This is a genomic window from Limnohabitans sp. DM1, from assembly GCF_001269385.1.
Lineage (GTDB): Bacteria > Pseudomonadota > Gammaproteobacteria > Burkholderiales > Burkholderiaceae_C > Limnohabitans_A.
This window is the reverse complement of record NZ_CXOO01000014.1, coordinates 53788-79048: the sequence shown is the minus strand read 5'-3', so window position 1 is coordinate 79048 and position 25261 is coordinate 53788. Positions and strand designations below refer to the sequence as shown.

At 57.6% G+C, this 25261-nt stretch carries 22 protein-coding genes; 16 read left to right on the top strand and 6 right to left on the bottom strand.

The genetic code is table 11. The features are described 5' to 3' along the window. Together carB and greA are read left to right on the top strand one after the other, a co-directional pair. Window positions 1–3279, top strand: a complete 3279-nt coding sequence (carB, locus tag AMM33_RS05360) for a carbamoyl-phosphate synthase large subunit (protein WP_090139351.1) — start codon at window positions 1–3, stop codon at window positions 3277–3279. A 102-nt stretch (window positions 3280–3381) separates the two neighbouring features. Then, window positions 3382–3858 (top strand): transcription elongation factor GreA, encoded by a 477-nt coding sequence (greA, locus tag AMM33_RS05355; RefSeq protein WP_090139350.1) that lies wholly within the window; start codon window positions 3382–3384, stop codon window positions 3856–3858. An 82-nt stretch (window positions 3859–3940) separates the two neighbouring features. Here greA and AMM33_RS05350 read toward each other — a convergent pair whose 3' ends face one another. After that, complete coding sequence (locus tag AMM33_RS05350; protein WP_090139349.1) at window positions 3941–4414, bottom strand: YhbY family RNA-binding protein; 474 nt, start codon at window positions 4412–4414, stop codon at window positions 3941–3943. 31 nt (window positions 4415–4445) lie between these two features. Between AMM33_RS05350 and AMM33_RS05345 the strand changes: the two genes are divergently transcribed. From AMM33_RS05345 to glmM, 4 genes are all read left to right on the top strand, one after another. Beyond that, entirely contained in the window at window positions 4446–5108 is a 663-nt protein-coding gene (locus AMM33_RS05345; protein WP_090139348.1) for an RlmE family RNA methyltransferase, read from the top strand. A gap of 105 nt (window positions 5109–5213) precedes the next feature. Beyond that, window positions 5214–7130 carry an ATP-dependent zinc metalloprotease FtsH gene (gene ftsH, locus AMM33_RS05340; protein ID WP_090139347.1) on the top strand — a complete coding sequence of 639 codons (1917 nt, stop codon included), beginning with the start codon at window positions 5214–5216 and terminating at the stop codon, window positions 7128–7130. 63 nt (window positions 7131–7193) lie between these two features. Then, entirely contained in the window at window positions 7194–8072 is an 879-nt protein-coding gene (folP, locus tag AMM33_RS05335) for a dihydropteroate synthase (protein WP_090139346.1), read from the top strand. Window positions 8073–8166: 94 nt separating this feature from the next. Continuing rightward, window positions 8167–9495 (top strand): phosphoglucosamine mutase, encoded by a 1329-nt coding sequence (glmM, locus tag AMM33_RS05330; protein WP_090139345.1) that lies wholly within the window; start codon window positions 8167–8169, stop codon window positions 9493–9495. A gap of 71 nt (window positions 9496–9566) precedes the next feature. Here glmM and AMM33_RS05325 read toward each other — a convergent pair whose 3' ends face one another. Beyond that, window positions 9567–10388 carry a posphoenolpyruvate synthetase regulatory kinase/phosphorylase PpsR gene (locus AMM33_RS05325; RefSeq protein ID WP_090139344.1) on the bottom strand — a complete coding sequence of 274 codons (822 nt, stop codon included), beginning with the start codon at window positions 10386–10388 and terminating at the stop codon, window positions 9567–9569. A 146-nt stretch (window positions 10389–10534) separates the two neighbouring features. On the opposite strand from AMM33_RS05325, the gene ppsA reads away from it, so the two are divergent. The 6 genes from ppsA (at window position 10535) to rplI (ending at window position 16600) form a co-directional block, all read left to right on the top strand. Continuing rightward, window positions 10535–12925 (top strand): phosphoenolpyruvate synthase, encoded by a 2391-nt coding sequence (gene ppsA, locus AMM33_RS05320; protein WP_090139343.1) that lies wholly within the window; start codon window positions 10535–10537, stop codon window positions 12923–12925. 34 nt (window positions 12926–12959) lie between these two features. After that, window positions 12960–15074, top strand: a complete 2115-nt coding sequence (locus AMM33_RS05315; protein WP_090139566.1) for a VC_2705 family sodium/solute symporter — start codon at window positions 12960–12962, stop codon at window positions 15072–15074. A 95-nt stretch (window positions 15075–15169) separates the two neighbouring features. Next, window positions 15170–15535 carry a 30S ribosomal protein S6 gene (gene rpsF, locus AMM33_RS05310; protein ID WP_053176575.1) on the top strand — a complete coding sequence of 122 codons (366 nt, stop codon included), beginning with the start codon at window positions 15170–15172 and terminating at the stop codon, window positions 15533–15535. Between the two features lie 17 nt (window positions 15536–15552). Continuing rightward, window positions 15553–15840 carry a primosomal replication protein N gene (gene priB / locus AMM33_RS05305; protein WP_090139342.1) on the top strand — a complete coding sequence of 96 codons (288 nt, stop codon included), beginning with the start codon at window positions 15553–15555 and terminating at the stop codon, window positions 15838–15840. Window positions 15841–15854: 14 nt separating this feature from the next. Then, a complete protein-coding gene (rpsR, locus tag AMM33_RS05300) occupies window positions 15855–16136 on the top strand; it encodes a 30S ribosomal protein S18 (protein WP_019427495.1) in 282 nt (93 codons plus the stop codon). Between the two features lie 11 nt (window positions 16137–16147). Continuing rightward, window positions 16148–16600, top strand: coding sequence for a 50S ribosomal protein L9 (gene rplI / locus AMM33_RS05295; RefSeq protein WP_090139341.1), 453 nt, complete (start codon window positions 16148–16150; stop codon window positions 16598–16600). Window positions 16601–16614: 14 nt separating this feature from the next. On the opposite strand, the gene AMM33_RS21785 is transcribed toward rplI, so the two are convergent. Next, on the bottom strand, window positions 16615–16791 hold the full coding sequence (locus AMM33_RS21785; protein ID WP_194945269.1) for a hypothetical protein: 177 nt from the start codon (window positions 16789–16791) through the stop codon (window positions 16615–16617). On the opposite strand from AMM33_RS21785, the gene dnaB reads away from it, so the two are divergent. Next, the gene (gene dnaB, locus AMM33_RS05290) at window positions 16768–18192 is read left to right on the top strand and encodes a replicative DNA helicase (RefSeq protein WP_090139340.1); all 1425 of its coding nucleotides are present in this window, start codon (window positions 16768–16770) and stop codon (window positions 18190–18192) included. The two genes, AMM33_RS21785 and dnaB, sit on opposite strands and share 24 nt — an antisense overlap. A 17-nt stretch (window positions 18193–18209) precedes the next feature. On the opposite strand, the gene AMM33_RS05285 is transcribed toward dnaB, so the two are convergent. From AMM33_RS05285 to AMM33_RS05275, 3 genes are all read right to left on the bottom strand, one after another. Then, on the bottom strand, window positions 18210–19883 hold the full coding sequence (locus tag AMM33_RS05285; RefSeq protein WP_090139339.1) for a PhoH family protein: 1674 nt from the start codon (window positions 19881–19883) through the stop codon (window positions 18210–18212). A gap of 168 nt (window positions 19884–20051) precedes the next feature. Next, a complete protein-coding gene (locus AMM33_RS05280; protein ID WP_090139338.1) occupies window positions 20052–20528 on the bottom strand; it encodes a peroxiredoxin in 477 nt (158 codons plus the stop codon). 162 nt (window positions 20529–20690) lie between these two features. Continuing rightward, the gene (locus tag AMM33_RS05275) at window positions 20691–21068 is read right to left on the bottom strand and encodes an Mth938-like domain-containing protein (RefSeq protein WP_090139337.1); all 378 of its coding nucleotides are present in this window, start codon (window positions 21066–21068) and stop codon (window positions 20691–20693) included. A gap of 130 nt (window positions 21069–21198) precedes the next feature. Here AMM33_RS05275 and AMM33_RS05270 point away from each other — a divergent pair, with 130 nt between their 5' ends. The 3 genes from AMM33_RS05270 to thrC are packed head-to-tail and all read left to right on the top strand — an operon-like array spanning window position 21199 to window position 25260. Beyond that, complete coding sequence (locus AMM33_RS05270; RefSeq protein ID WP_090139336.1) at window positions 21199–22440, top strand: pyridoxal phosphate-dependent aminotransferase; 1242 nt, start codon at window positions 21199–21201, stop codon at window positions 22438–22440. Between the two features lie 52 nt (window positions 22441–22492). Next, window positions 22493–23815 (top strand): homoserine dehydrogenase, encoded by a 1323-nt coding sequence (locus AMM33_RS05265; protein ID WP_090139335.1) that lies wholly within the window; start codon window positions 22493–22495, stop codon window positions 23813–23815. Continuing rightward, window positions 23815–25260 (top strand): threonine synthase, encoded by a 1446-nt coding sequence (gene thrC / locus AMM33_RS05260; RefSeq protein WP_090139334.1) that lies wholly within the window; start codon window positions 23815–23817, stop codon window positions 25258–25260. The genes AMM33_RS05265 and thrC overlap by 1 nt, the downstream gene beginning before the upstream one ends. The last annotated feature ends 1 nt before the right edge of the window (window position 25261 follow it).

The following is a 25261-nucleotide window of genomic DNA, read 5'->3' as shown; positions in this document are numbered from 1 at the left end:
ATGCCAAAGCGCACCGACCTCAAAAGCATCCTCATCATTGGCGCGGGCCCGATCATCATTGGTCAGGCCTGTGAGTTCGACTACTCCGGCGTGCAGGCTTGCAAAGCTTTGCGTGAAGAGGGCTACAAAGTCATTCTGATCAACAGCAACCCTGCGACGATCATGACCGACCCGGCCACGGCCGACGTGACCTACATCGAGCCCATCACCTGGCAAACCGTCGAGAAGATCATCGCCAAAGAGCGCCCCGATGCGATCTTGCCCACCATGGGAGGCCAAACTGCTCTCAACTGCGCTTTGGACTTGTGGCACCACGGCGTGCTCGAAAAGTACAAGGTCGAGCTGATTGGCGCGACACCCGAGGCCATCGACAAAGCCGAAGACCGTCTGAAGTTCAAGGACGCCATGACCAAGATTGGTCTGGGTTCGGCCCGCTCCGGCATTGCCCACAGCATGGAAGAAGCGTGGGACGTGCAAAAGACCTTGGGTTTCCCAACAGTCATCCGCCCCAGCTTCACCTTGGGCGGTACGGGCGGCGGCATTGCTTACAACCCTGAAGAGTTCGAGACCATTTGCAAGCGCGGTTTGGAGGCTTCGCCTACCACCGAGCTGCTGATTGAAGAATCCTTGCTCGGCTGGAAAGAGTACGAGATGGAAGTGGTGCGCGACAAAGCGGACAACTGCATCATCGTGTGCTCGATCGAAAACCTGGACCCCATGGGCGTGCACACGGGCGACTCGATCACCGTGGCCCCAGCCCAGACGCTGACCGACAAGGAATACCAGATTTTGCGCAATGCCTCTTTGGCCGTTTTGCGTGAAATCGGTGTGGACACGGGCGGCTCGAACGTGCAGTTCTCGATCAACCCCAAAGACGGACGCATGGTCGTCATCGAGATGAACCCCCGCGTGTCGCGCTCCTCGGCTTTGGCTTCCAAAGCCACGGGTTTCCCGATTGCCAAAGTGGCAGCCAAGTTGGCTGTGGGCTACACGCTCGACGAGCTGCGCAACGACATCACGGGCGGTGCCACGCCTGCGTCCTTCGAGCCCTCGATCGATTACGTGGTCACCAAGATCCCCCGTTTTGCGTTTGAAAAATTCCCCACCGCCGACAGCCGCTTGACCACCCAGATGAAATCGGTGGGCGAGGTCATGGCCATGGGCCGCACTTTCCAGGAGTCGTTCCAGAAAGCCCTGCGCGGCCTGGAAGTCGGCGTGGACGGCATGAACGAAAAAACCCAAGACCGCGAAGTGCTCGAGAAGGAACTGGGCGAGCCCGGCCCCGAGCGCATCTGGTACGTGGGCGATGCTTTTGCCATGGGCCTGAGCGTGGGCGAGGTGTTTGCCTTGACCAAGATCGACCCTTGGTTCCTGGTGCAGATCGAAGAGATCGTCAAGATCGAGCTGGAACTGGAAACCACCACGCTGGAAGCGATCACCGCCGACGAGCTGCGTGCGCTCAAGAAGAAGGGCTTCTCCGATCGTCGTTTGGCCAAATTGCTCAAAACGACCGAGCATGTGGTGCGTGCCCGTCGTCATGCCCTGAACATCCGTCCCGTTTACAAGCGCGTGGACACCTGTGCGGCGGAGTTCTCGACCGACACAGCCTACATGTACTCCTGCTACGAAGGTAACGGCGACGCCTTTGGCGTGGGAGCCGGCGAGTGCGAAGCCGAACCGACGACCAACAAGAAAATCATGGTGCTGGGCGGTGGTCCGAACCGTATTGGTCAGGGCATCGAGTTTGACTATTGCTGCGTACACGCCGCGCTCGCCATGCGCGAAGACGGTTACGAAACCATCATGGTCAACTGCAACCCTGAGACCGTGTCGACCGACTACGACACCTCGGACCGCTTGTACTTTGAGCCCGTCACCTTGGAAGACGTGCTCGAAATTGTGGACAAGGAAAAGCCCACAGGCGTCATCGTGCAATACGGTGGCCAAACGCCGTTGAAGCTGGCTTTGGATCTGGAAGCTGCTGGCGTGCCCATCATTGGCACCAGCCCCGACATGATCGACGCGGCCGAAGACCGTGAGCGTTTCCAGAAATTGCTGCAAGACCTCGGTCTGCGTCAACCGCCTAATGCCACAGCTCGCACCGAAGCCGAGGCTTTGGAAAAAGCCGCTGCCTTGGGTTACCCCTTGGTGGTGCGCCCCAGCTATGTGCTGGGTGGTCGCGCCATGGAAATCGTGCACGAGCAGCGTGACCTCGAGCGCTACATGCGCGAAGCGGTCAAGGTGTCGCACGACTCGCCTGTGTTGCTGGACCGTTTCCTGAACGACGCCATCGAGTGCGATGTGGACTGCCTGCGTGACCCTGAAGGCAAGACCTTCATCGGCGGCGTGATGGAGCACATCGAACAAGCGGGTGTGCACAGCGGCGACTCGGCATGCTCTTTGCCGCCTTATTCGCTGTCGGCTGCCACGGTGGACGAGCTCAAGCGCCAATCTGCCGCCATGGCCGGTACCTTGAACGTGGTGGGTTTGATGAACGTGCAGTTTGCTATTCAGCATGTGGACGGCCAAGACGTGATCTATGTGTTGGAAGTCAACCCTCGCGCTTCTCGCACCGTGCCTTATGTCTCCAAAGCCACAGGCATCCAGCTGGCCAAGGTCGCTGCACGCTGCATGGCGGGTCAAACCCTCGCGTCGCAAGGCATCACCAAAGAGGTCACGCCGCCTTATTTCAGCGTGAAAGAAGCGGTGTTCCCTTTCGTGAAGTTCCCGGGCGTCGATACGATTCTTGGCCCCGAGATGAAGTCCACAGGCGAAGTCATGGGCGTGGGCAAAACCTTTGGCGAAGCCTTTGTGAAGAGCCAAATGGGTGCAGGCACCAAGTTGCCACGCCCCACCAAAGCCGACGGCACGCCTTCGGGCAAGGTCTTCATCTCGGTGAAAAACAACGACAAGGCGCGTGCCATCGAAGTGGCACGCCAGTTGGTGGCCCAAGGCTTTGAGCTGGTGGCGACCAAGGGCACAGCCGCCGCCATTCAGGCCGCAGGCGTGGCGTGTTCCACCGTGAACAAAGTCACCGAAGGCCGCCCGCACATCGTGGACATGATCAAAAACAACGAAGTTGTGCTGGTCATCAATACGGTAGAAGAGCGTCGCAATGCGATCGCCGACTCGCGCCACATCCGCACCTCGGCCTTGCTCAACCGCGTCACGACCTTCACAACCATCGCAGGCGCAGAAGCGGCTGTTGAGGGCATGAAGTACATGGACCAGCTGGACGTGATTTCCATCCAGGAAATGCACGCGCAGCTGGCGGCCTGAACACAGGCCTGTCGCTCTGCACCCCTGACAGGGTGCAAGGCATAATGCTGGCAATGACCGCCGAGTACCAAAACTCGGCGGTTTGCTTTTGGAGAACCGAACATGTCAACCATCCCGATCACCAAACGTGGTGCTGAAAAACTCAAGGAGGAGTTGCACCGCCTCAAAACGGTGGACCGCCCCGGCGTGATCCAGGCCATTGCCGAAGCGCGCGCCCAAGGCGATTTGAGTGAGAACGCCGAATACGATGCAGCCAAAGACCGTCAGGGCTTCATCGAAGGTCGAATTCAGGAAATCGAAGGCAAACTCTCGGCCGCGCAAATCATCGATCCCGCCTCTGTCGATGCCGGTGGCCGCGTGGTGTTTGGCACCACTGTGGAGCTCGAAGATGAAAGCTCAGGCGAAGCGGTCAAATACCAGATCGTGGGCGAGGACGAGGCCGATTTGAAACTGGGCTTGATCAACATCAGCAGCCCCATTGCACGCGCCTTGATTGGCAAGGAAGAGGGCGATGTGGCCGAAGTGCAAGCGCCAGGCGGCGTACGTCGTTACGAGATCGTGGGCGTGTCCTACGTTTGAGCCAAAACAAAGGCCGCTATTTGGCGGCCTTGCTGGGTGGTGTCAGCCCCCGGTGGGGGCGCTGTCATTGAAGCCGGAGCCTTCAGTCGTGGCGGCCTTTTTTGACCGATTTTTGCTTGGGCTTGGCCCGCTTGATCTGGCCGCCAGCGGCCAGGCGTTGGTTGCCCAGCACACGAACGGTTTTGACTTCAGGTCGCTGACCGCCGCGTGAGCTGTATTTGAGGATCTTGAAGTCTCTTGGGCCGGCTTTGCGGTCCTCCTCGTGCTCTTTGATTTTTTCAGGCTGTGGCCGCCACAGGATCAGCAGTTTGCCAATGTGCTGGATCGGCGCGGCGCTCAGTTGGTCGGCCAGTTGCTCGAACATGGCTTCGCGTGCAGCGCGGTCATCGCCTAGCACGCGGATCTTGATCAGGCCGTGGGCGTTCAGGGCTGCTTCGGTTTCTTTGATAACCGCAGGGGTCAGGCCATCGCCGCCGATCATGACGACCGGATCAAGGTGATGGGCATCGGCGCGAAAAACTTTGCGCTCGGCAGGTGTGAGTTGTATTTGGGGCATGCCCGTATTATCCCCGCAAGGACGCAAAAGAATGAAAGTCAAAACCAAAAGTAAAAAGGTCAACAAAGCGTGGTTGAACGACCATGTGAATGACACCTACGTGAAACTGGCTCTGAAAGAGGGTTACCGGGCGCGTGCGGCTTACAAACTCAAGGAAATCGACGAAACCCTGGGCCTGATCCGACCCGGTGATCTGGTGGTGGACCTGGGCTCTGCCCCTGGGGCCTGGAGTCAGTACCTGCGCCGCCGTTTGTCACCTGAGGGTGCGGCCGTAGGTGCGCTCAACGGCAGCATCATTGCGCTGGATATTTTGCCCATGGACCCGATAGAGGGGGTGCAATTCATTCAGGGTGATTTCCGCGAAAACGAGGCGGCAGCCCTGCTGGAGGCTGCCTTGCAAGGGCGGCAGGTCGATGTGGTGGTGTCCGACATGGCCCCCAACCTGTCCGGCATCGAATCGTCAGATGCGGTGCGTGTTCAACATTTGATTGAGCTGGCCGTGGAGTTCGCTCAAAACCACATGAAGCCGCAAGGTGCTTTGGTGGTCAAGGTCTTCCACGGCAGCGGCTATAGCCAGATCGTCAAGATGTTCAAGGAGACCTTTAAGGTGGTCAAACCCATGAAGCCCAAGTCATCGCGGGACAAGTCCTCTGAGACCTTTTTGATCGGCAGGGGCTTGATTCATGGGGGTTGATGAAGTAAATCCTGCCTTTTCGAGGGCCAAACCTCATTTGAACGCTCTGAGGGCCTGCCGCAGGCCTAAAATAAGTTCAGTCATTTTTTTCGATTGGAGTCTCTCTTGAATAACCCTTGGTTTTCCAAAATTGCCGTCTGGATGGTGATTGCCATGGTGCTGTTCACCTTGTTCAAGCAGTTTGACAACCGTGGTGTCGCAGGTGCGAATGCCATTGGCTATTCAGATTTCCTCGAAGAGGTTCGCGGTAACCGGATCAAGAGCGCCACCATTTCCGAGAGCCCTGGTGGCACCGAAATTCTGGCCATCACCAACGACGACCGCCGTATCAAAACGACGGCCACTTACCTCGACCGCGGTCTGGTCGGTGACCTGATCAACAGCGGCGTCAAGTTCGACGTCAAGCCCCGCGAGGAGGGCTCCTTGCTCATGACCTTGCTGGTCAGTTGGGGGCCGATGCTCCTCTTGATTGGTGTCTGGGTGTATTTCATGCGCCAAATGCAAGGCGGCGGCAAGGGCGGAGCGTTCAGCTTTGGCAAGTCCAAGGCCCGTATGCTGGATGAAAACAACAACCAGGTCACCTTCGCGGACGTGGCCGGTTGTGACGAAGCCAAAGAGGAAGTCAAGGAGGTTGTGGACTTCCTGAAAGACCCTCAGAAATTCCAAAAGCTGGGTGGTCGCATTCCCCGTGGTTTGTTGTTGGTCGGCCCCCCTGGTACGGGTAAAACCCTGCTGGCCAAAGGCATTGCGGGAGAAGCCAAGGTGCCGTTCTTCAGCATCTCAGGTTCCGACTTTGTCGAAATGTTTGTCGGTGTGGGTGCTGCCCGTGTCCGCGACATGTTCGAAAACGCCAAAAAGAACGCGCCTTGCATCATTTTCATTGACGAAATTGACGCTGTCGGTCGCCAACGTGGAGCCGGTTTGGGCGGCGGCAACGACGAACGCGAGCAAACCCTCAACCAGATGCTGGTCGAGATGGACGGTTTTGAAACCAATCTCGGTGTGATCGTGGTGGCTGCCACCAACCGCCCTGACATTTTGGACGCCGCCTTGCTGCGCCCCGGTCGTTTTGACCGCCAGGTTTATGTCACATTGCCCGACATCCGCGGTCGCGAGCAAATCTTGAACGTACACATGCGCAAAGTGCCGATTGGCCAAGACGTCAATGCGGGCGTGATCGCCCGTGGCACGCCTGGCATGAGCGGCGCCGATTTGGCCAATCTTTGCAACGAAGCGGCTTTGATGGCAGCCCGTCGCAATGCCCGTGTGGTCGAGATGGTCGACTTTGAAAAGGCCAAGGACAAGATCCTGATGGGCCCTGAGCGCAAGAGCATGGTCATGCCCGAGCATGAGCGTCGCAACACCGCTTATCACGAAGCAGGTCATGCCTTGATTGGCAAACTGCTGCCCAAGTGCGACCCGGTGCACAAGGTCACCATCATCCCCCGTGGCCGCGCCCTGGGTGTGACGATGAGCCTGCCTGAGCAAGACCGCTACAGCTACGACAAGGAATTCATGCTGAACCAGATCAGCATGCTGTTCGGTGGCCGCATTGCCGAAGAAGTGTTCATGCACCAGATGACCACGGGTGCCAGCAATGACTTCGAGCGTGCCACATCCATCGCCCGTGACATGGTCATGCGCTATGGTATGACCGATGCCCTGGGCCCAATGGTCTATGCTGAAAACGAAGGCGAAGTGTTCTTGGGCCGTTCGGTGACCAAGACCACCAACATGAGCGAGTCCACCATGCAAAAAGTGGACATGGAAGTGCGCCGCATCATTGACGAGCAGTACAACCTGGCCCGTCGTTTGATCGAAGAGCACAGTGCGCAGATGCATGCCATGGCCAAGGCCTTGCTGGAGTGGGAAACCATCGACAAGGACCAGATTGACGACATCATGGCCGGTCGAGATCCTTTGCCTCCCAAGGACTGGACGCCCCGTACGCCGCCTTCCGGTGGCAACAGCGGTGGCGGTACACCGGCCGTGCAGCCGGAGCCAGCCACCACGGCGGCTTGATTTTCAAGTCCGGTGTTTAAAAGAACGGGGCCTTAGGCCCCGTTTTTTCATGGAAAATTTCTGATGACATTCAAGCCCATTCCACACTCTTCGATCAACCGCTGGCAAACCTCTCGTTTTGACTTGGACCTGACTCAGCCTTTGGTCATGGGCATTGTCAATGTCACGCCAGATTCCTTTTCCGACGGCGGCTTGCATGCCGAAACTTCTCAGGCCCTGCGCCACGCCGAGCAACTGCTGCGCGAGGGGGCGGATATTCTGGACATCGGGGCGGAGTCCACCCGGCCTGGCGCTGTGGTGGTTCCCGTGGAGCAAGAGTTGGCGCGGCTTGAGCCCTTGCTGCGCGAAGCGGTGAGCTGGCAGGTCCCCATTTCTGTGGACACCTACAAACCCGAGGTGATGAAAGCCTGCCTGGACTGGGGCGTCGACATCGTCAATGACATTTGGGCTTTGCGTCAACCGGGTGCTGAGCAGGTGGTGGCCACCCACCCCCGGTGCGGCGTGTGTTTGATGCACATGCACCGCACCCCCCAAACCATGCAAGTTCAACCGATGACGGGGGATGTGTTGACCGAAGTGGACGCCTTTTTGAGCGCCCGCGTGAACGCCTTGCTGGATTTGGGTGTTTCGGCATCCCGCGTGGTGCTGGACCCTGGCATTGGTTTTGGCAAAACCGTGGCTCAGAACTTTCGCCTCCTGGCCAGACAATCCGATTTGCTTCACTTGGGTTTTCCTCTGTTGGCCGGGTGGTCGCGCAAATCGTCTCTGGGTGCTGCATTGGCGCAAGACGGACAAGTGCCAGAACCGGCGCAAAGACAAGCGGCCAGCGTCGCTGCTGCATTGATGGCCGTGGAACGGGGGGCATCGGTGGTGAGGGTGCATGACGTCAAGGACACGGTGGATGCACTCAAAATTTGGCATGCCGTGCATCAGCAGAACTGATCGCGATGAAGCGCAGCGCCTGAAGTCGTCAGTTTCGGGACTTGTTGAGACCGCTAAAATTCCGGCACTCATTACAAAATTCAGGATCGTTCACATGGCACGTCAATATTTTGGGACCGACGGCATTCGCGGCACGGTCGGCCAAAGCCCCATCACCCCCGATTTCATCTTGCGTTTGGCGCATGCCGTGGGCCGTGTGTTGAAGGCCCAAGAGGCGCACCCCACCGTGTTGATTGGCAAAGACACCCGCATATCCGGCTACATGCTGGAAAGTGCTTTGGAGTCTGGTTTTAACTCCGCAGGGGTCGACGTCGTCTTGTTGGGACCGGTGCCTACTCCTGCGGTGGCTTACCTGACGCGTGCGCAGCGCGCTTCACTGGGGGTCGTCATCAGCGCAAGTCACAACCCCTTTGCCGACAACGGCATCAAGTTTTTCAGCGCTCAAGGTAAAAAGTTGTCCGACACCTGGGAAGAGACCGTCGAAGCCACCTTGCTGGAGGAGCCTGTCTGGGTCGACTCTGCCGCCCTCGGTAAAACCCGCCGCTTGGACGATGCGGCAGGCCGGTACATTGAATTTTGCAAGAGCACTTTTTCCACCGACTTGACCCTCAAGGGCCTGAAGATCGTGGTGGACGCTGCGCACGGTGCGGCTTACCAAATCGCCCCCAAGGTCTTTCATGAACTGGGTGCCGAGGTCATAGCCATTGGCTGCTCACCCGATGGCCTGAACATCAACAAAGACGTAGGTGCAACGCATCCGGCGGCATTGGTTCAGGCCGTGAAAGACCACCGCGCCGACTATGGCATTGCTTTGGATGGCGATGCCGACCGCCTGCAGTTTGTAGACGCGAGCGGACGTTTGTTCAATGGCGATGAACTCTTGTTCTTGATGGTGGCTGACCGCTTGGCCCGCGACGAGGCGGTGCCCGGCGCTGTGGGGACCTTGATGACCAACTTGGCGGTCGAAGTCGCTCTGAAGCAGCGTGGCGTGCAGTTTGTGCGAGCCAAAGTGGGTGACCGTTATGTGCTCGAAGTCTTGCACGACAAAGGCTGGTTGCTGGGGGGCGAGGGCTCTGGTCATTTGTTGGTGCTGGACAAACACACCACGGGCGATGGCCTGGTCAGTGCCTTGCAGGTGCTGCAAGCGTGCGTGGGCAGCGGCAAGACCATGGCTCAATTGCTGGAGGGCATCACGTTGTTCCCGCAAACCCTCATCAATGTGCGCTTGGCCCCCGGATTTGACTGGCAAGGCCACCAGCCCCTGTGGGATGCCACGCGTGCGGCCGAGGCTGAGTTGGGTGCTTCGGGCCGGGTGTTGATTCGCGCCAGTGGCACCGAGCCTTTGGTGCGCGTCATGGTTGAAGCACGCGATGCTGTGCAAGCGCGGGGATGCGCCGAACGCATTGCGGCCACTTTGTCTTGATGACGACTCTTGGCCCTTGATGGGCCCATCGTTTAGTGCGCGCGGGTGCTGGGTGAAGGCGGCAACCCGCCTCAATAAACCAGCCGCTCCGGCTTGATCTCTTGCAAGATGGTCGTGGCAATTTCCTCGATGGACTTCGTCGTTGTTGACAACCAGCGGATGCCCGAGCGGCGCATCATCGCCTCGGCTTCCGAGACTTCCATGCGGCAGTTTTCAATGCTGGCGTAACGCGAATTGGGGCGGCGTTCGGCGCGGATCTCGGCCAAGCGATCCGGGTGGATGCTCAGGCCGAAAATCTTTTTGCGGTGCGGTACCAAGGCTGGTGGCAATTGCCTGCGGTCAAAATCTTCTGGAATCAAGGGGTAGTTGGCTGCTTTGAGTCCGTGCTGCATGGCCAGGTACAAGCTGGTGGGGGTCTTTCCGCTGCGGCTCACGCCCACCAAAATCACATCGGCCGATTCCAGATCGCGGTTGGATTGCCCATCGTCATGGGCCAGCGAAAAGTTGATGGCTTCGATGCGGTCGTGGTATTCCTTACTTTTGCTCACATCCGAAAAACGCCCGACCCGGTGGTGGGACTTGATGCCCAGCTCGGTTTCCAGTGGGTTCACAAAGGTGCCGAACATGTCCAGCAACATGCCCTGGCAGTGCTCTTGCAGCACCTTGAGCACATCCATGTTCACCAAGGTCGTGAACACAATGGGCTTGTTGCCTTCGGTTTCACCTGTGTGGTTGATCTGCCGAACGGCCTGGTGGGCCTTGTCGATGGTGTCGGTGAAGGGCAATCGCACATGCCGGGTTTTCATGTCGAACTGGGCCAGGATGGCATTGCCAAATGTTTCGGCTGTGATGCCGGTGCCGTCAGAGACGAAAAAAACGGTGCGTTTTGACATGCTTGTAATTAATTTCAAATGCGAGGGTCTACAAGACCCCTAAAATCAGTCGATTATCCACCGCTGTCCGCTCGGGGTTCCACGACAAGAATAACAAAAACCCTGACCTGCGCCCTGGAGCCCGGTTTTAACTTTGGAGCTTTAGCATGTCTGTTCTTTTCAACGAGACCGCCCTGGTCGTTCCCTTTGAGTTGTTGCGCATGACCGATGTCGAGTCGGTCGGCGGCAAAAACGCAAGCCTGGGGGAGATGATTTCCCAGCTGCCTTCGGGTGTGCTTGTGCCCACAGGCTTTGCCACCACCGCCCACGCTTTTCGCCAGTTTTTGGCGTTTGGTGGCCTGACCGAGCGCATCAACGCCCGATTGGATGCCTTGGACACCGAGGACGTGCGTGCCTTGGCGGCTGCCGGGGCCGAAATCCGCGCCATGGTCGAAGCCCAGCCTTTCCCGTCCGATCTGGAGCAAGCCATCCGAGAAGAGTTTGTGCGCCTGCAGGGCAGCAACCCGGAGGCTTCGTTCGCGGTGCGCTCCTCAGCCACGGCCGAAGATTTGCCAGACGCGTCGTTTGCTGGGCAACAGGAAACTTTTTTGAACGTGGTTGGCATCGACGACGTGCTGCACAAGATGAAAGAGGTGTTCGCCTCGCTCTACAACGACCGCGCCATCAGCTACCGCGTGCACAAGGGTTTTGCCCACGCCGACGTGGCTTTGTCCGCGGGCGTGCAGCGCATGGTGCGCTCCGATCTCGGTGCGGCGGGCGTCATGTTCACGATCGACACCGAGTCTGGCTTTGAAGACGTCGTGTTCATCACTTCCAGTTATGGCCTGGGTGAAACGGTGGTGCAGGGCGCAGTCAACCCTGACGAGTTTTATGTGCACAAGCCCATGTTGGCCGCGGGCAAGCGCAGCGTGATCCGTCGCAACTTGGGCTCCAAGCTGATCGAGATGGTGTTCGCCACCCCAGAAGAAAAAGCCGCCTCGGGCAAGCTGGTCAAAACCACCGACGTGCCCACCGAACTGCGCAACCGCTACAGCCTGACCGACGACGAGGTCGAACAATTGGCCCGCTACGCGGTGGTGATCGAGCAGCATTACGGCCGCCCCATGGACATCGAGTGGGGCAAAGACGGCTCCGACGGTTTGCTCTACATCTTGCAAGCACGTCCCGAGACTGTGAAAAGTCAGGCCAAAGGTACACCTGAGTTGCGTTATAAGCTCAAAGGAGTCAGCGCCATCTTGGCCGAGGGCCGCGCGATTGGCCAAAAGATCGGTACTGGCCCCGTCCGTTTGGTTCACAACATCAGCGAGATGGACAAGGTCCAGCCCGGCGATGTGCTGGTGACCGACATGACCGACCCGAACTGGGAGCCCGTGATGAAACGCGCCAGCGCCATCGTCACCAACCGGGGCGGGCGTACCTGCCACGCCGCCATCATTGCGCGCGAGCTGGGCATTCCGGCGGTGGTGGGCTGTGGCAACGCCACCGAGCAATTAACCGATGGCACCTTGGTCACCGTCAGCTGCGCCGAGGGTGATACCGGCCACATTTACGACGGCCTGCTGGAAACCGAGGTCAGCGAGATCCAGCGTGGCTTGCTGCCCGAGATCAAAACCAAGATCATGATGAACGTGGGCAACCCCCAACTGGCCTTTGACTTTGCCCAGCTGCCCAATGCCGGTGTCGGCCTGGCCCGTCTGGAATTCATCATCAACAACAACATTGGCGTGCACCCCAAGGCCATCCTGGATTACCCCGCCATCGACGCCGACCTCAAAAAAGCCGTGGAATCGGTGGCCCGTGGCCACGCATCCCCCCGTGCTTTTTATGTGGACAAAGTCACCGAAGGCGTGGCCAGCATCGCCGCCGCATTCTGGCCCAAGCCAGTGATCGTGCGCTTGTCCGACTTCAAGAGCAACGAATACCGCAAACTGATCGGTGGCAGCCGCTACGAACCCGAAGAAGAAAACCCCATGCTCGGTTTCCGTGGCGCTGCGCGTTACATCAGCGCAGACTTTGGGGAAGCTTTTGCCATGGAGTGCGAAGCCCTCAAGCGGGTGCGTGGAGAGATGGGCCTGACCAACGTGCAGATCATGGTGCCCTTTGTGCGCACCTTGGGGCAAGCCGAAAAGGTCACCCAGCTGCTGGCCAGCCAAGGCCTGCGCCGAGGCGAAGAGAACCTCAAAGTCATCATGATGTGTGAAGTGCCCAGCAACGCCATTCTGGCTGAGCAGTTCCTAGAGTTTTTCGACGGCTTCTCGATTGGCTCGAACGATCTGACGCAGCTGACTTTGGGCCTGGACCGCGACTCGGGCATGGAGTTGCTGGCCGCAGACTTTGACGAACGCGATCCGGCGGTCACGGCCTTGATCTCGCAAGCCATCCAAGCTTGTTTGGCGCAGGGCAAATACATCGGCATTTGCGGCCAAGGCCCCTCGGACCATCCGGACTTTGCGCATTGGTTGATGGACCAGGGCATCAGCTCGATCTCGCTGAACCCTGACACCGTCATCGAAACCTGGACCAATCTGGGCAACTGATTCGTCAACCCAAGCCCTTGCGATGAAATCACCCATGGCAGCCCGTCCCTCTTCGGCCTACCACTGGCGGCTTCACCGCAATGTGCTTTTTTACATGGCCATCCTCGTCAGCTTGATGGGTGCCATGGCCTGGGCTGAACGATGGGGTTTGTCGCGAAACCTCATTGGTCCCTTCTTCTTGTTCAGTACGGTGATGATTTATGCCTTGATCGGCATTTCCAGCCGCACCACCGACGAAGACGAGTATTACGTGGCCGGTCGGCGCATCCCGGCCATGTACAACGGCATGGCCACTGCCGCTGACTGGATGAGTGCGGCGTCTTTCATCAGTTTGGCGGGGGCGCTTTACTTGCAAGGATTTTCTGGCAGCGGGCAGCAGCCCGGTGGTTTGGCTTATGTCATGGGGTGGACTGGAGGGTTTTGTCTGGTCGCTTTGTTGATCGCGCCCCAGTTGCGCGCCATGAAGCTTTACACCCTGCCGGACTATTTTGACCAGCGCTACGGCGGACGTTGGCCCCGCATCATTGCTGCTTTGGCGTCGGTTTTGTGTTCGTTTACCTATGTCGTCGCGCAGATATATGGCATCGGCTTGATCGCCTCGCGCCTGACAGGCGTTCAGTTCGAAATTGGCATTTTGTTGGGCCTTGGCGGGGTCTTGCTGTGTTCATTCTTGGGCGGTATGCGCGCCATCACCTGGACGCAGGTGGCGCAATACATCATGCTCTTGCTGGCCTTCATGATTCCGGTGTCGTGGCTGGCTTACAAGCAGTTGGGCACCCCCTTGGCACCCTTGGCCTACGGGCAGCAATTGGCCCAAATTGCGGCCATTGAGCAAAAACTGATCCACGACCCCGCTGAAATCGAAGTTCGTCAAGCATTTGCTCGGCGGGCCCAAGTTTACGAAGACCGTCTGAAAAATGTCGATGGCGCGATGGTGGCATTACGCCATGAACTGGAAGAAAAAATCCGCATGCTCAAGTCGCAATCGGCCGATTACGCAGCCATTGCTCAAGCTCGGCGTGAGCTTTTGGCGGTGCCACGTGATGCCGCCACCGCTCGTGAGCAGTGGACGCGGGCCATGCACGACAACCGGGAGCGGTCCAAGCCTTTGGGCGGCATGCCCCCGCACGCACAGGCCTTTGCGGGTAATCCTGAAGGTAGCCCGGAAGAGGTCAAGTTGTTTGGTGAGTCGCGCCTCAATTTTCTGGCCTTGGTGTTTTGCCTGATGGTGGGCACGGCTGGTTTGCCGCATTTGCTGACGCGTTTTTACACGGTGCCCTCGGTGGCCGAGGCCCGCACCTCAGTCGCTTGGTCTTTGTTTTTCATTGGCTTGCTTTACTTGAGCGTTCCCGCTTTAGCGGTGCTGGTCAAGTTCGAGGTGCTCAACAACTTGGTGGGCAGCAGTTTTGAGGACTTACCCAGCTGGATGGCCCAATGGGCCCGCTTGGATTCGGCGCTCCTGGAGTTTTCCGATGTCAACGGCGACCGGGTGTTGCAACTGGGCGAGCTCAAACTGGGGGCCGACATGATCATGCTGGCTACCCCCGAGATGGGCGGCATGCCCTTTGTGGTGTCGGGCTTGGTGGCTGCAGGTGGCTTGGCGGCAGCTTTGTCAACGGCTGATGGCTTGCTTTTGACCATCAGCAATGCGCTGGTTCATGACATCGGACCCGGGCGCGAGCACAAACCCAAATCCTCCGAAGGTCGAGTCATTTTGTCCAAATTTGCACTGTTGGCGGTGGCCATGTTGGCAGCCGTGGTGGCCGCTTTCAAGCCGGCCGAAATTTTGGCTTTGGTGTCCACCTCGTTCTCGCTGGCTGCGGCAGCGTTTTTTCCCGGCATGGTTTTGGGCATGGTTTGGCGCAAAGTCCACCGCCCAGCGGTGGTTGCCGGCATGCTGGCGGGGTTGGGCGTCACGCTGTACTACATGGTGATCAACTCGCCTGGTTTCCGCCACTTTTGGGGATTGGCTCCCAGTGATGGCTTGTGGTTTGGCATTCAGCCGCTGTCGGCAGGCGTGTTCGGCGTGCCTGTCGGGTTTGTCGTGATGGCTCTATTGACCTGGATGCTACCCAGCTCCTGGGTGATGCCACGCGCGCAGCCTGCGGCCCTGGTTTCAAGAGCCAACAGCGACTATTCAGGGTTCTGAAATCAAGCTATAATCTTAGGCTTCGCCTTGCCGCACCTCGACCAGACGCTGGGGGCGGCTTTTCCAACCTTTTGGGTTAACCGCAAGGAGTCTCAATGCGTCATTACGAAATCATTTTGCTGATCCATCCCGATCAGTCCGAACAAGTGCCGGCCATGCTGGAGCGCTATAAAGGCATGATCACCGCCGGCGGTGGCAGCATCCACCGTGTGGAAGACTGGGGCCGCCGTCAACTGGCGTACCAGATCAACAAGCTGGGCAAAGCCCACTACCTGTGCGTGAACATCGAAGCCGATCAAGCGGTCATGGCTGAACTCGAGCACGCCTTCAAGTTCAACGACGCCGTGCTGCGTCACCTGACGGTGCTGAAGAAAAAAGCCGACACAGGTCCTTCTTCCATGATGAAGACCGTCGAGCGCGAAGAAGCACGCAAGTCCCAACAAGCCGAATTCGCCGCTTGATACTGACCTGTTGAGGAGTGAACCGTACCGAACTGACCGCCTGTATTGCCGAGCAAGCCGCTTTGCGATACACCCCCGCCGGTTTGCCCGCTCTGGATTTGATTCTGGAGCATGCCTCTGAAGTACAAGAGGCCGGACAAATGCGCAAAGTCCAGTTGAAGCTTCGTGCCTTGGCCATCGGGTCATTGTCCGAAAGACTGGCCAAGCAAGCGGTAGGCAGTATTTGGACGTTTCAGGGCTTTTTGGCCACCCCTCGACAAGGCAAAAGTGTCGTGTTGCACATTCAAGAGTTTCAGCAAGATTAATTTCAGGAGGCCCCATGGCCACGTTCAAAAAATTCAACAAAGACAAGCGCCCCAAGCGCAACACCCAGTCACTGCTGTTCAAGCGCAAGCGTTTCTGCCGCTTCACAGTGACCGGTGTCGAAGAAATCGACTACAAAGATGTGGACACATTGCGTGACTTCATCGCCGAAAACGGCAAGATCATCCCCGCACGCTTGACTGGCACCCGTGCCATTTTCCAGCGTCAGCTCAACACCGCCATCAAGCGCGCACGCTTTTTGGCCATGTTGCCCTACACCGACCAGCACAAAGTCTAAGGAGCCCAACCATGCAAATCATTCTGCTCGAAAAGGTTGTAAACTTGGGTAATCTGGGCGATATCGTCAAAGTCAAAGACGGCTACGCACGCAACTTCCTGATCCCTCAAGGCCGCGCCCGCCGCGCCACCGAAGCCAACAAGGCCGAGTTCGAAGCTCGCCGTGTTGAATTGGAGAAAGCGGCTGCTGCCAAATTGGCCGAAGCACAAGCCCAAGGCGACAAGCTGTCTGGCACTGTGGTCAAGTTGACTCAAAAAGCGGGCGTGGACGGCCGTTTGTTTGGTTCCGTGACCAACAACGACATTGCCGATGAGCTGAACAAACAAGGCTACAAACTGGTCAAGTCCCAGATCCGTATGCCTTTGGGCCCCATCAAAACAGTGAGCGATTCCACGGTGTCCGTGGCCTTGCACACTGATGTGGTGGTGGATGTGACGGTGACGGTCTACGGCGAAACTGCCTGATTGTTAACCACACATCAAAAAGCCGCCTGGCCAAGAGCTCGGCGGCTTTTTGTTTTTTGAGTAGCGCCTTTGTATTCCACCCCAAGTTCTTCTGCACAGCCCACCGTTTTTATCCCGTGACGATGTTCAAGAGCGGGCTTACCATTGAGTTTTTCATACTGTCCTAGATGTCTGCTGTATTCACGAACCATTTGAACGAGTTCCCCGCTGATTTGTCGAGTGACAGTCAAGTGGCCAAATTGCGCGTGCCTCCACACTCGATTGAAGCAGAGTCCAGTGTCTTGGGCGGCTTGTTGCTGGACAACAGCGCTTGGGACAGGGTAGGCGATTTGCTGGTGGATTCGGATTTTTACCGCCATGAGCACAAACTCATCTACACCGCGATCGGGGCGCTGATCAATGCTTCCAAACCTGCGGACGTCATCACGGTCAGCGAGCAACTGCAAAACCAGGGCAAGTCTGAGGAGATGGGGGGCTTGGGCTATTTGAACTCATTGGCCCAATATGTGCCGAGCGCCAGCAATATCCGTCGCTATGCAGAGATCGTGCGTGAACGCTCCATCTTGCGTAAATTGGTGACGGCCAGCGATGAAATCGCCACCAACGCCTTCAATCCGCAAGGCAAGGCAATAGATCGAATTCTTGACGAAGCTGAGCAAAAAATCTTCAACATTGGCGAAGAAGGCTCCCGCATGAAGCAGGGCTTTCAGTCCATGGACACGCTGGTTGTGGAGTTGCTCGACCGCGTTCAGGAGATGGCGGACAACCCCAATGACATCACAGGTGTCCCTACCGGTTTTTATGACCTCGATCGCATGACATCAGGCCTGCAACCAGGCGATATGGTGGTGTTGGCGGCGCGACCATCCATGGGCAAGACGGCATTTGCGATCAATATTGCAGAACATGTGGCCTTGAATGAAGGGCTGCCCGTTGCTGTGTTTTCCATGGAAATGGGTGCATCCCAGTTGGCTGTGCGTGTCGTGGGCTCGATTGGCCGCGTGGACCAGGGGCATTTGCGTACCGGCAAATTGACCGATGAGGAATGGCCACGCCTGACCGAGGCCATCGAAAAACTCAGAACCGTTTCCTTGCACATTGATGAAACACCAGGCCTGACCCCCTCTGAATTGCGTGCCAATGCCCGGCGCTTGGCGCGCCAATGCGGCAAGCTGGGCCTGATCGTGGTGGACTACTTGCAGCTGATGAGTGGTTCCGGCTCTTCGGGCGGCGATAACCGCGCCACCGAATTGGGTGAAATTTCGCGTGGCTTGAAAATGCTGGCCAAGGAATTGCAATGCCCGGTGATTGCCTTGTCGCAGCTCAACAGAAGCGTGGAGCAGCGCACAGACAAACGCCCGATGATGAGCGACTTGCGGGAATCCGGGGCGATTGAACAGGATGCCGACATCATCATGTTCATCTATCGCGATGACTACTACAACAAGGATTCAAAAGATCCGGGCGTGGCGGAAATCATCATTGGCAAGCAGCGTAACGGTCCCACGGGAACCGTTCGTCTGGCGTTCCTGAAGAACCTGACGCGTTTTGAAAGTCTCGCATCAGGCGGACTGGGCAGCGACGATTACTGATCGACGCAGTCAAAGCCTCAGAGTGTTTCGCTGGCGAAGTCGGCCAAGCGAGAGCGTTCACCCCGGGCCAGCGTGATGTGCCCGCCGTGTGCCCAGCCTTTGAATCGATCCACCGCATAGGTCAAACCGGACGAGCCTTCGGTCAAGTAGGGTGTGTCAATTTGGGCCAGATTGCCCATGCAGATGATCTTGGTGCCAGGCCCCGCACGCGTGATCAAGGTTTTCATCTGCTTGGGCGTCAGGTTTTGCGCTTCGTCGATGATGACGTACTTGTTCATGAAGGTGCGACCACGCATGAAGTTCATGCTCTTGATCTTGATGCGACTCTTGATCAGCTCGTTGGTCGCAGCACGCCCCCATTCACCTGCATTGCCCCCATCGCCTTTGGCCAGAAACTCGAGGTTGTCGTCCAGAGCGCCCATCCACGGCCCCATTTTTTCCTCTTCCGTGCCAGGTAGAAAGCCAATGTCCTCACCCACGCTGACGGTGGCCCGGGTCATGATGATTTCGGTGTAACGGCGGTCATCCAGCACCTGTGTCAATCCGGCCGCCAATGCCATCAGTGTCTTGCCTGTGCCGGCTGTTCCCGCCAGTGTGACGAAGTCGATGTCCGGGTCGGTCAATAAATTCATCGCAAAGTTCTGTTCACGATTGCGGGTCGTGACACCCCAAACAGCATTCTTGAGGTGGGTGAAATCCTTCAGTGTGCGTAAAACTGCTGTCTTGTCGCGAATTTCAGTGACGCGGGCATACAGGCTGGGCTCACCGGGTGCTTCAAAGAACACAAACTGGTTCATGAACAAGCTGGGCACGATCGGGCCGGAAATTCTGTAAAACGTGCTGGTGCCTTGCTGCCAGCTCTCCACGGTTTTGCCATTCTGTGTCCAGAAATCCACCGGTAAGGCCATGGAGCCGGGGTAGAGCAAATCGCCATCTTCCAGCGTCTTGTCGTTTTGGTAGTCTTCGGCCTGCAGACCCAAAGCGCGGGCCTTGACCCGCATGTTGATGTCCTTGGAGACCAGCACCACCTCGCGAGGGGCGTGCAGCTGCCCCAAGGCCTTGACAACGCCCAGAATCTGGTTGTCCGCCTTGCCTTGGGGCAAGGCCAGGGGTAGGCTCAAATCAAGCGCTTGTGTCTGAAAGAACAATTGCCCCAGAGCATCCGTGTAACCCGTGGTGTTCAGTGGCGAGCCTTTGCCCAGATCGGCGCCTTGGGCACAAGCCAGTGCATCCAATGATCGACTGGCCTGACGGGCATTGCGTGCCACTTCGGTCATGCCTTTTTTGTGGCCATCGAGCTCTTCCAGCACGATCATCGGCAAGAACACGTCGTGTTCTTCAAAACGAAACAGGCTCATAGGGTCATGCATCAACACATTGGTGTCGAGTACAAAAAGCTTGGTGGGGCCGCTTGTGCGTTTGGGTTTGCTCGTGGGAGCGGCGGGTTTTGTGGTCTTGGTGGCAGAGCGTGTGGGCGCTGGGACGGGTGAGCGCAGGGCGCTTGGGCGTTTTTCGACGGCTGCTGTGTTGGCTTGCACTTTATGTTGCCTGTTGACGGCCGGGGCGCTACTGGTTTTTGCAGGCGTCAATGGCGCTGTTTTTGTGACCAGCTCGGGGTTTGCGTACTGAGCCTCGAAAGCCTTGGAGGACAAACGACTGGCGCGTTGGGTGGGGGCAGGTGGCAGAGGCATGAGCAAAAGCTTCTTCAAAAAAGTTGAGGGCGGATGGTCGCAGAAAAAAAGAAAAGCCGCCTGGAAACCCAGGCGGCCTTTGGCAAATGTGAGGGGCTGAACTTCAGCGGCATAAAACCATTATGCATGAGCTCCAAGACATCTCATGCGCATGCATTTCAATGCCGCTCAGCCTGCCTTCTTGAGGTCTTTGACCGCTTTGAGCACTTCCTCGACATGACCGGGCACTTTCAGGCCTCGCCATTCCTGCTTCAGGGTGCCGTCGGCGCCAATCAGGAAAGTGCTGCGCTCAATGCCTTTGACTTTCTTGCCGTACATGATCTTGTTTTTGACCACGCCAAACATGTGGCACATTTTTTCTTCGGTATCGGCAATTAGCTCGAAAGGCAATTCCAGCTTGGCTTTGAAGTCGTCATGAGACTTCATGTTGTCTCGAGAGACTCCCAGCACCATGGCGCCAGCTTTGACAAAATCTTTGTATTTGTCGCGGAACTGCATGGCTTCGGTGGTACACCCTGGCGTGTTGTCTTTGGGATAGAAAAACAAAACAACAGTTTGACCGACATGAGAGATGTTCGAAACTTTCAGACCGCTTGTAGCGTTCGCTTCAAATTCTGGGAGGGGTTTGTTTAGAACGATCGCCATAAAACTCTGATCTCGCTTGACTGTTTGAGCCTAGTCCACTGGGTGTGTCCTATCGCTGCACTTGAAGCCCGTAAGGCTCGACAACCTTCTATTTTACTCTGAAGCCATGTCCTGCGAGTCACCTTGCACGGCTTAGAGCAAGCGTGTGGACAAATGCATCCTTTAATTTTCGATGAGCAAAAGGGCGGTTACTTTTCGCCCTTCACTGGCCAGGATGTTGTAAGTGCGACAAGCAGCCGCTGTGTCCATGGTTTCTACACCGATGCCCAAGCAGATTAATGGGGCCAACCATTCGGACTTCGGAAAGCGCAGTTTGGCGCCGCTGCCAAAAATCACCAATTCGGCGCAAGTGGTGTCGGCATGTGCAAAATCTTGATCGCTCAGCGCATCGAATCGCTGAACTGACCAAGGACTCGGGGTGGTGTTTGGCAGACTGCTCACGCGCAAGGGTTGCGTGAATTTCTGGCCATTCACTTCAATCCAGCCTTCGCCATAGGCATTGATGGTGGGCGCGTTCGATTTGTCAGGTTGAAGTTTCATGTCGCGATGTGGCTGTAGGGATCGACTTCGTTCAACATCGGGATGTTGTGCGAGCCGTTGCGGCTGAAAAGGTCTTGAAATGTGGTCAAATTATAGGTTTTCCCTCACCCACACTGCCTTTGGAGGCACTTTGAAGACCATTCAGAAATCTGCCAAGCTCGCCAACGTTTGTTATGACATTCGCGGCCCCATCATGGACCGAGCGCGTCAGATGGAAGAAGATGGCCACAAGATCATCAAACTGAACATCGGCAATCTGGCGGTTTTTGGCTTCGATGCCCCTGAAGAAATTCAGCAGGACATGATCCGCAACCTGCCCAATTCGGCGGGATATTCGGACAGCAAAGGCATTTTTGCCGCACGCAAAGCTGTGATGCACGAAACCCAAAAGCAGGGCATTTTGGGCGTCACGCTGGATGACATTTACTTGGGCAACGGGGCCAGCGAATTGATCGTGATGGCCACCAACGGCTTGCTCGACGATGGTGACGAGTTGCTCTTGCCGTCACCCGATTACCCGCTGTGGACGGCGGCGGCCAGTTTGTCGGGTGGTACGCCCGTGCATTACCGCTGCGAAGAGGTCAATGGCTGGATGCCCGATTTGGACGACATCCGAGCCAAAGTCACACCCCGCACCAAGGGCATTGTGGTGATCAACCCCAACAACCCGACGGGCGCTTTGTATGACGACGACTTGCTCAAGGGCATTGTGGCGATTGCTCGCGAACATGGCTTGGTGATTTTTGCCGACGAGGTGTACGACAAGGTCTTGTACGACGGTGTCAAGCACACGCCGCTGGCCAGTTTGTCGCAAGACGTGCTGACTTTGACCTTCAACTCCTTGTCCAAAAGCTACCGCTCTTGCGGCTACCGTGCGGGCTGGATGGTGATTTCGGGTGACAAGAAAATGGCCCGCGATTACATCGAGGGCTTGAACATGCTCTCCAACATGCGCTTGTGCGCCAACGTTCCGGGCCAATGGGCCATTCAGACCGCTTTAGGCGGGCACCAAAGCATCAATGAACTGGTGGGCGAGGGCGGCCGCCTGCGCAAGCAGCGTGACTTGGCGCACCAACTGATCACGGCGATTCCGGGTGTCAGCTGCGTCAAACCCCGTGCGGCTTTGTACATGTTCCCCAAACTCGATCCGAAGATTTACCCGGTGCAGGACGACCAGGACTTTTTCTTGCAACTGCTGGAAGAAACCAAGGTCATGCTGGTTCAGGGCACGGGCTTCAACTGGCCCGATGCCGACCATTTCCGGATCGTGTTTTTGCCGCATGAAGACGACCTGCGCGAAGCCATTGGCCGCGTGGCGCGGTTCCTGGAAAGCGCCCGCAAGCGCTTTGGTACCGACAAACTGGTGGCCTGATTTTTTTCTAGAAATGCCCGGTATGGCCGGGCGCAACGTTAAAGAGAAGTGAATGAAACCGATCAAAGTGGGCCTGTTGGGCATTGGGACTGTGGGCAGCGGCACCTTCAACGTGCTCCAGCGCAATCAGCAAGAAATCCAGCGCCGTGCCGGCCGTGGCATTGAAATCGCCATGGTGGCCGATCTGGATGTGGCGCGTGCCAAAGAAGTGGTGGGCGAGGGCGTTCAGGTGGTGGCCGATGCCCGTGCTGTGATTGCCAACCCCGACATTGACATCGTTATCGAGCTGATTGGCGGCTACGGCATTGCCAAAGCCTTGGTCATGGAAGCCATTGCCGCAGGCAAGCATGTGGTCACGGCCAACAAAGCCTTGCTGGCCGTGCATGGCACCGAGATTTTTGCGGCAGCCCAGGCCAAAGGCGTGATGGTGGCTTTTGAGGCTGCTGTGGCAGGGGGCATCCCGATCATCAAGGCGCTGCGCGAGGGCCTGACGGCCAACAGCATCCAGTGGGTGGCGGGCATCATCAACGGCACGACCAACTTCATTTTGTCCGAGATGCGCGACAAGGGCCTGGACTTTGGCGTGGTGCTCAAGGAAGCCCAGCGCTTGGGTTATGCCGAAGCCGATCCGTCCTTTGACATCGAGGGCGTGGACGCTGCGCACAAAGTGACCCTGATGAGCGCGATCGCGTTTGGCATTCCGGTGCAGTTTGACAAGGCCTATGTCGAAGGCATCACCCAGCTGGGCGCGGCCGACATCAAGTACGCCGAGCAATTGGGCTACCGCATCAAGCTGCTCGGCATCACCAAGCGCACGGCGCAAGGCATCGAGTTGCGCGTGCACCCCAGCCTGGTGCCGACCCAGCGTTTGATCGCCAACGTCGAAGGCGCGATGAACGCCGTGATGGTGCAGGGTGACGCTGTCGGCACCACTTTGTATTACGGCAAAGGCGCAGGCTCCGAGCCCACCGCCAGCGCGGTGATCGCTGATCTGGTGGACATCACCCGTTTGCACACCGCCGACCCCCTCAACCGCGTGCCGCACCTGGCTTTCCAGCCTGGGGCCATGAGCGATTTGAATGTCTTGCCCATGTCCGAAGTCGTGACCAGTTATTACCTGCGCTTGCGCGTGGCCGACCAAGCGGGCGTGCTGGCCAAGCTGACCGGTTTGCTGGCCCAAGCCGATATCAGCATCGACGCGGTCTTGCAGCGTGAGGCCGATCAAGTCAGCCAGGCGGGCGAAAACCAGACCGACGTGATCATCTTGACCCACGACACGCGCGAAGGCACCCTGAACGAGGTGCTGGCCCAGATGCAGGCCTTGCCGACCGTGATGGCGCCCATTGTGCGCATTCGCAAGGAAGAGTTGAACTGATGCGCTACCTGTCGACCCGCGGCCATGCCGACCGCAAACAATTTTGTGAAATCCTGCTCGAAGGCCTGGCGCCCGACGGCGGCTTGTACCTGCCCGAAAGCTACCCGCAGATCGACGCAGCGGCGTTGACCCGTTTGCGCCAAGTCTGGCAAAGCCAGGGCTATGCGGCTTTGGCTTTTGAGGTGCTGTCGCTGTACATCGACGACATTCCAAGCGATGACTTGCTGGCCTTGTGCCGCAAGACCTACACACCTGAAGTGTTCGGCTCGAAAGAAATCGTGCCACTCAAGCCCTTGCAGGCTACGGGCCAAGCACAGCCCGAGATGTTCCTCGAAGCCTTGTCCAACGGCCCTACTTTGGCCTTCAAAGACATGGCCATGCAATTGCTGGGCAATTTGTTTGAGTACGAGTTGGCACGGCGCGGCGAAGCGCTGAACATTTTTGGCGCCACCTCGGGCGACACGGGCAGTGCGGCCGAATACGCCATGCGCGGCAAAAAAGGTGTGCGCGTCTTCATGACCAGCCCGAACGGCCGCATGAGCCCGTTCCAGCAAGCGCAGATGTTCAGCCTGCTCGACGAGAACATCCACAACATCGCCATCGAAGGCGTGTTCGACGACTGCCAGGACATCGTCAAGGCGGTGTCCAACGATCTGGATTTCAAGCGCCAATACAAAATTGGCACCGTGAACTCCATCAACTGGGCGCGTTTGCTGGCCCAGGTGGTCTATTACTTTGCAGGCTACTTCCAGGCCACCCAAAGCAACGACCAAAAGGTCAGCTTCACCGTGCCGAGCGGCAACTTTGGCAATGTGTGCGCAGGCCATGTGGCCCGCATGATGGGCTTGCCCATCGACCGTCTGATCGTGGCCACCAACGAAAACGATGTGCTCGACGAGTTCTTCCGCACCGGCATTTATCGCGTGCGCGGCACGGCCGACACGCACGAAACCTCCAGCCCTTCGATGGACATCTCCAAGGCCAGCAATTTCGAGCGTTTTGTGTTCGACCTGCTGGGGCGCGATGCGGTCCAAACCAAAGCCATTTTTGGCGAAGGTTTGAGCCGCCAAGGCTTCTTCGATTTGTCGGGCGACCCACGCTTTGCCCAAGCTGCCACCACCTACGGTTTTGACAGCGGGCGCAGCACCCACGCCGACCGCCTGAAGACCATTCAGGAGGTCTTTGCCACTTTCGGCGTCATGATCGACACCCACACTGCCGACGGGGTGAAAGTGGCCAAAGCGCATCTGAACCCGCAAGTGCCCATGATCGTGCTGGAAACTGCTTTGCCCATCAAGTTTGCCGCGACCATCGTGGAAGCTTTGGGCCGCCAGCCTGAGCGCCCACCGCAGTTTGAAGGCATTGAAGCCTTGCCCAAGCGCGTGCAGGTGATGCCTGTTGATGTGGTGCAGATCAAGTCCTACATTGCCCAACATTGCGATTGAC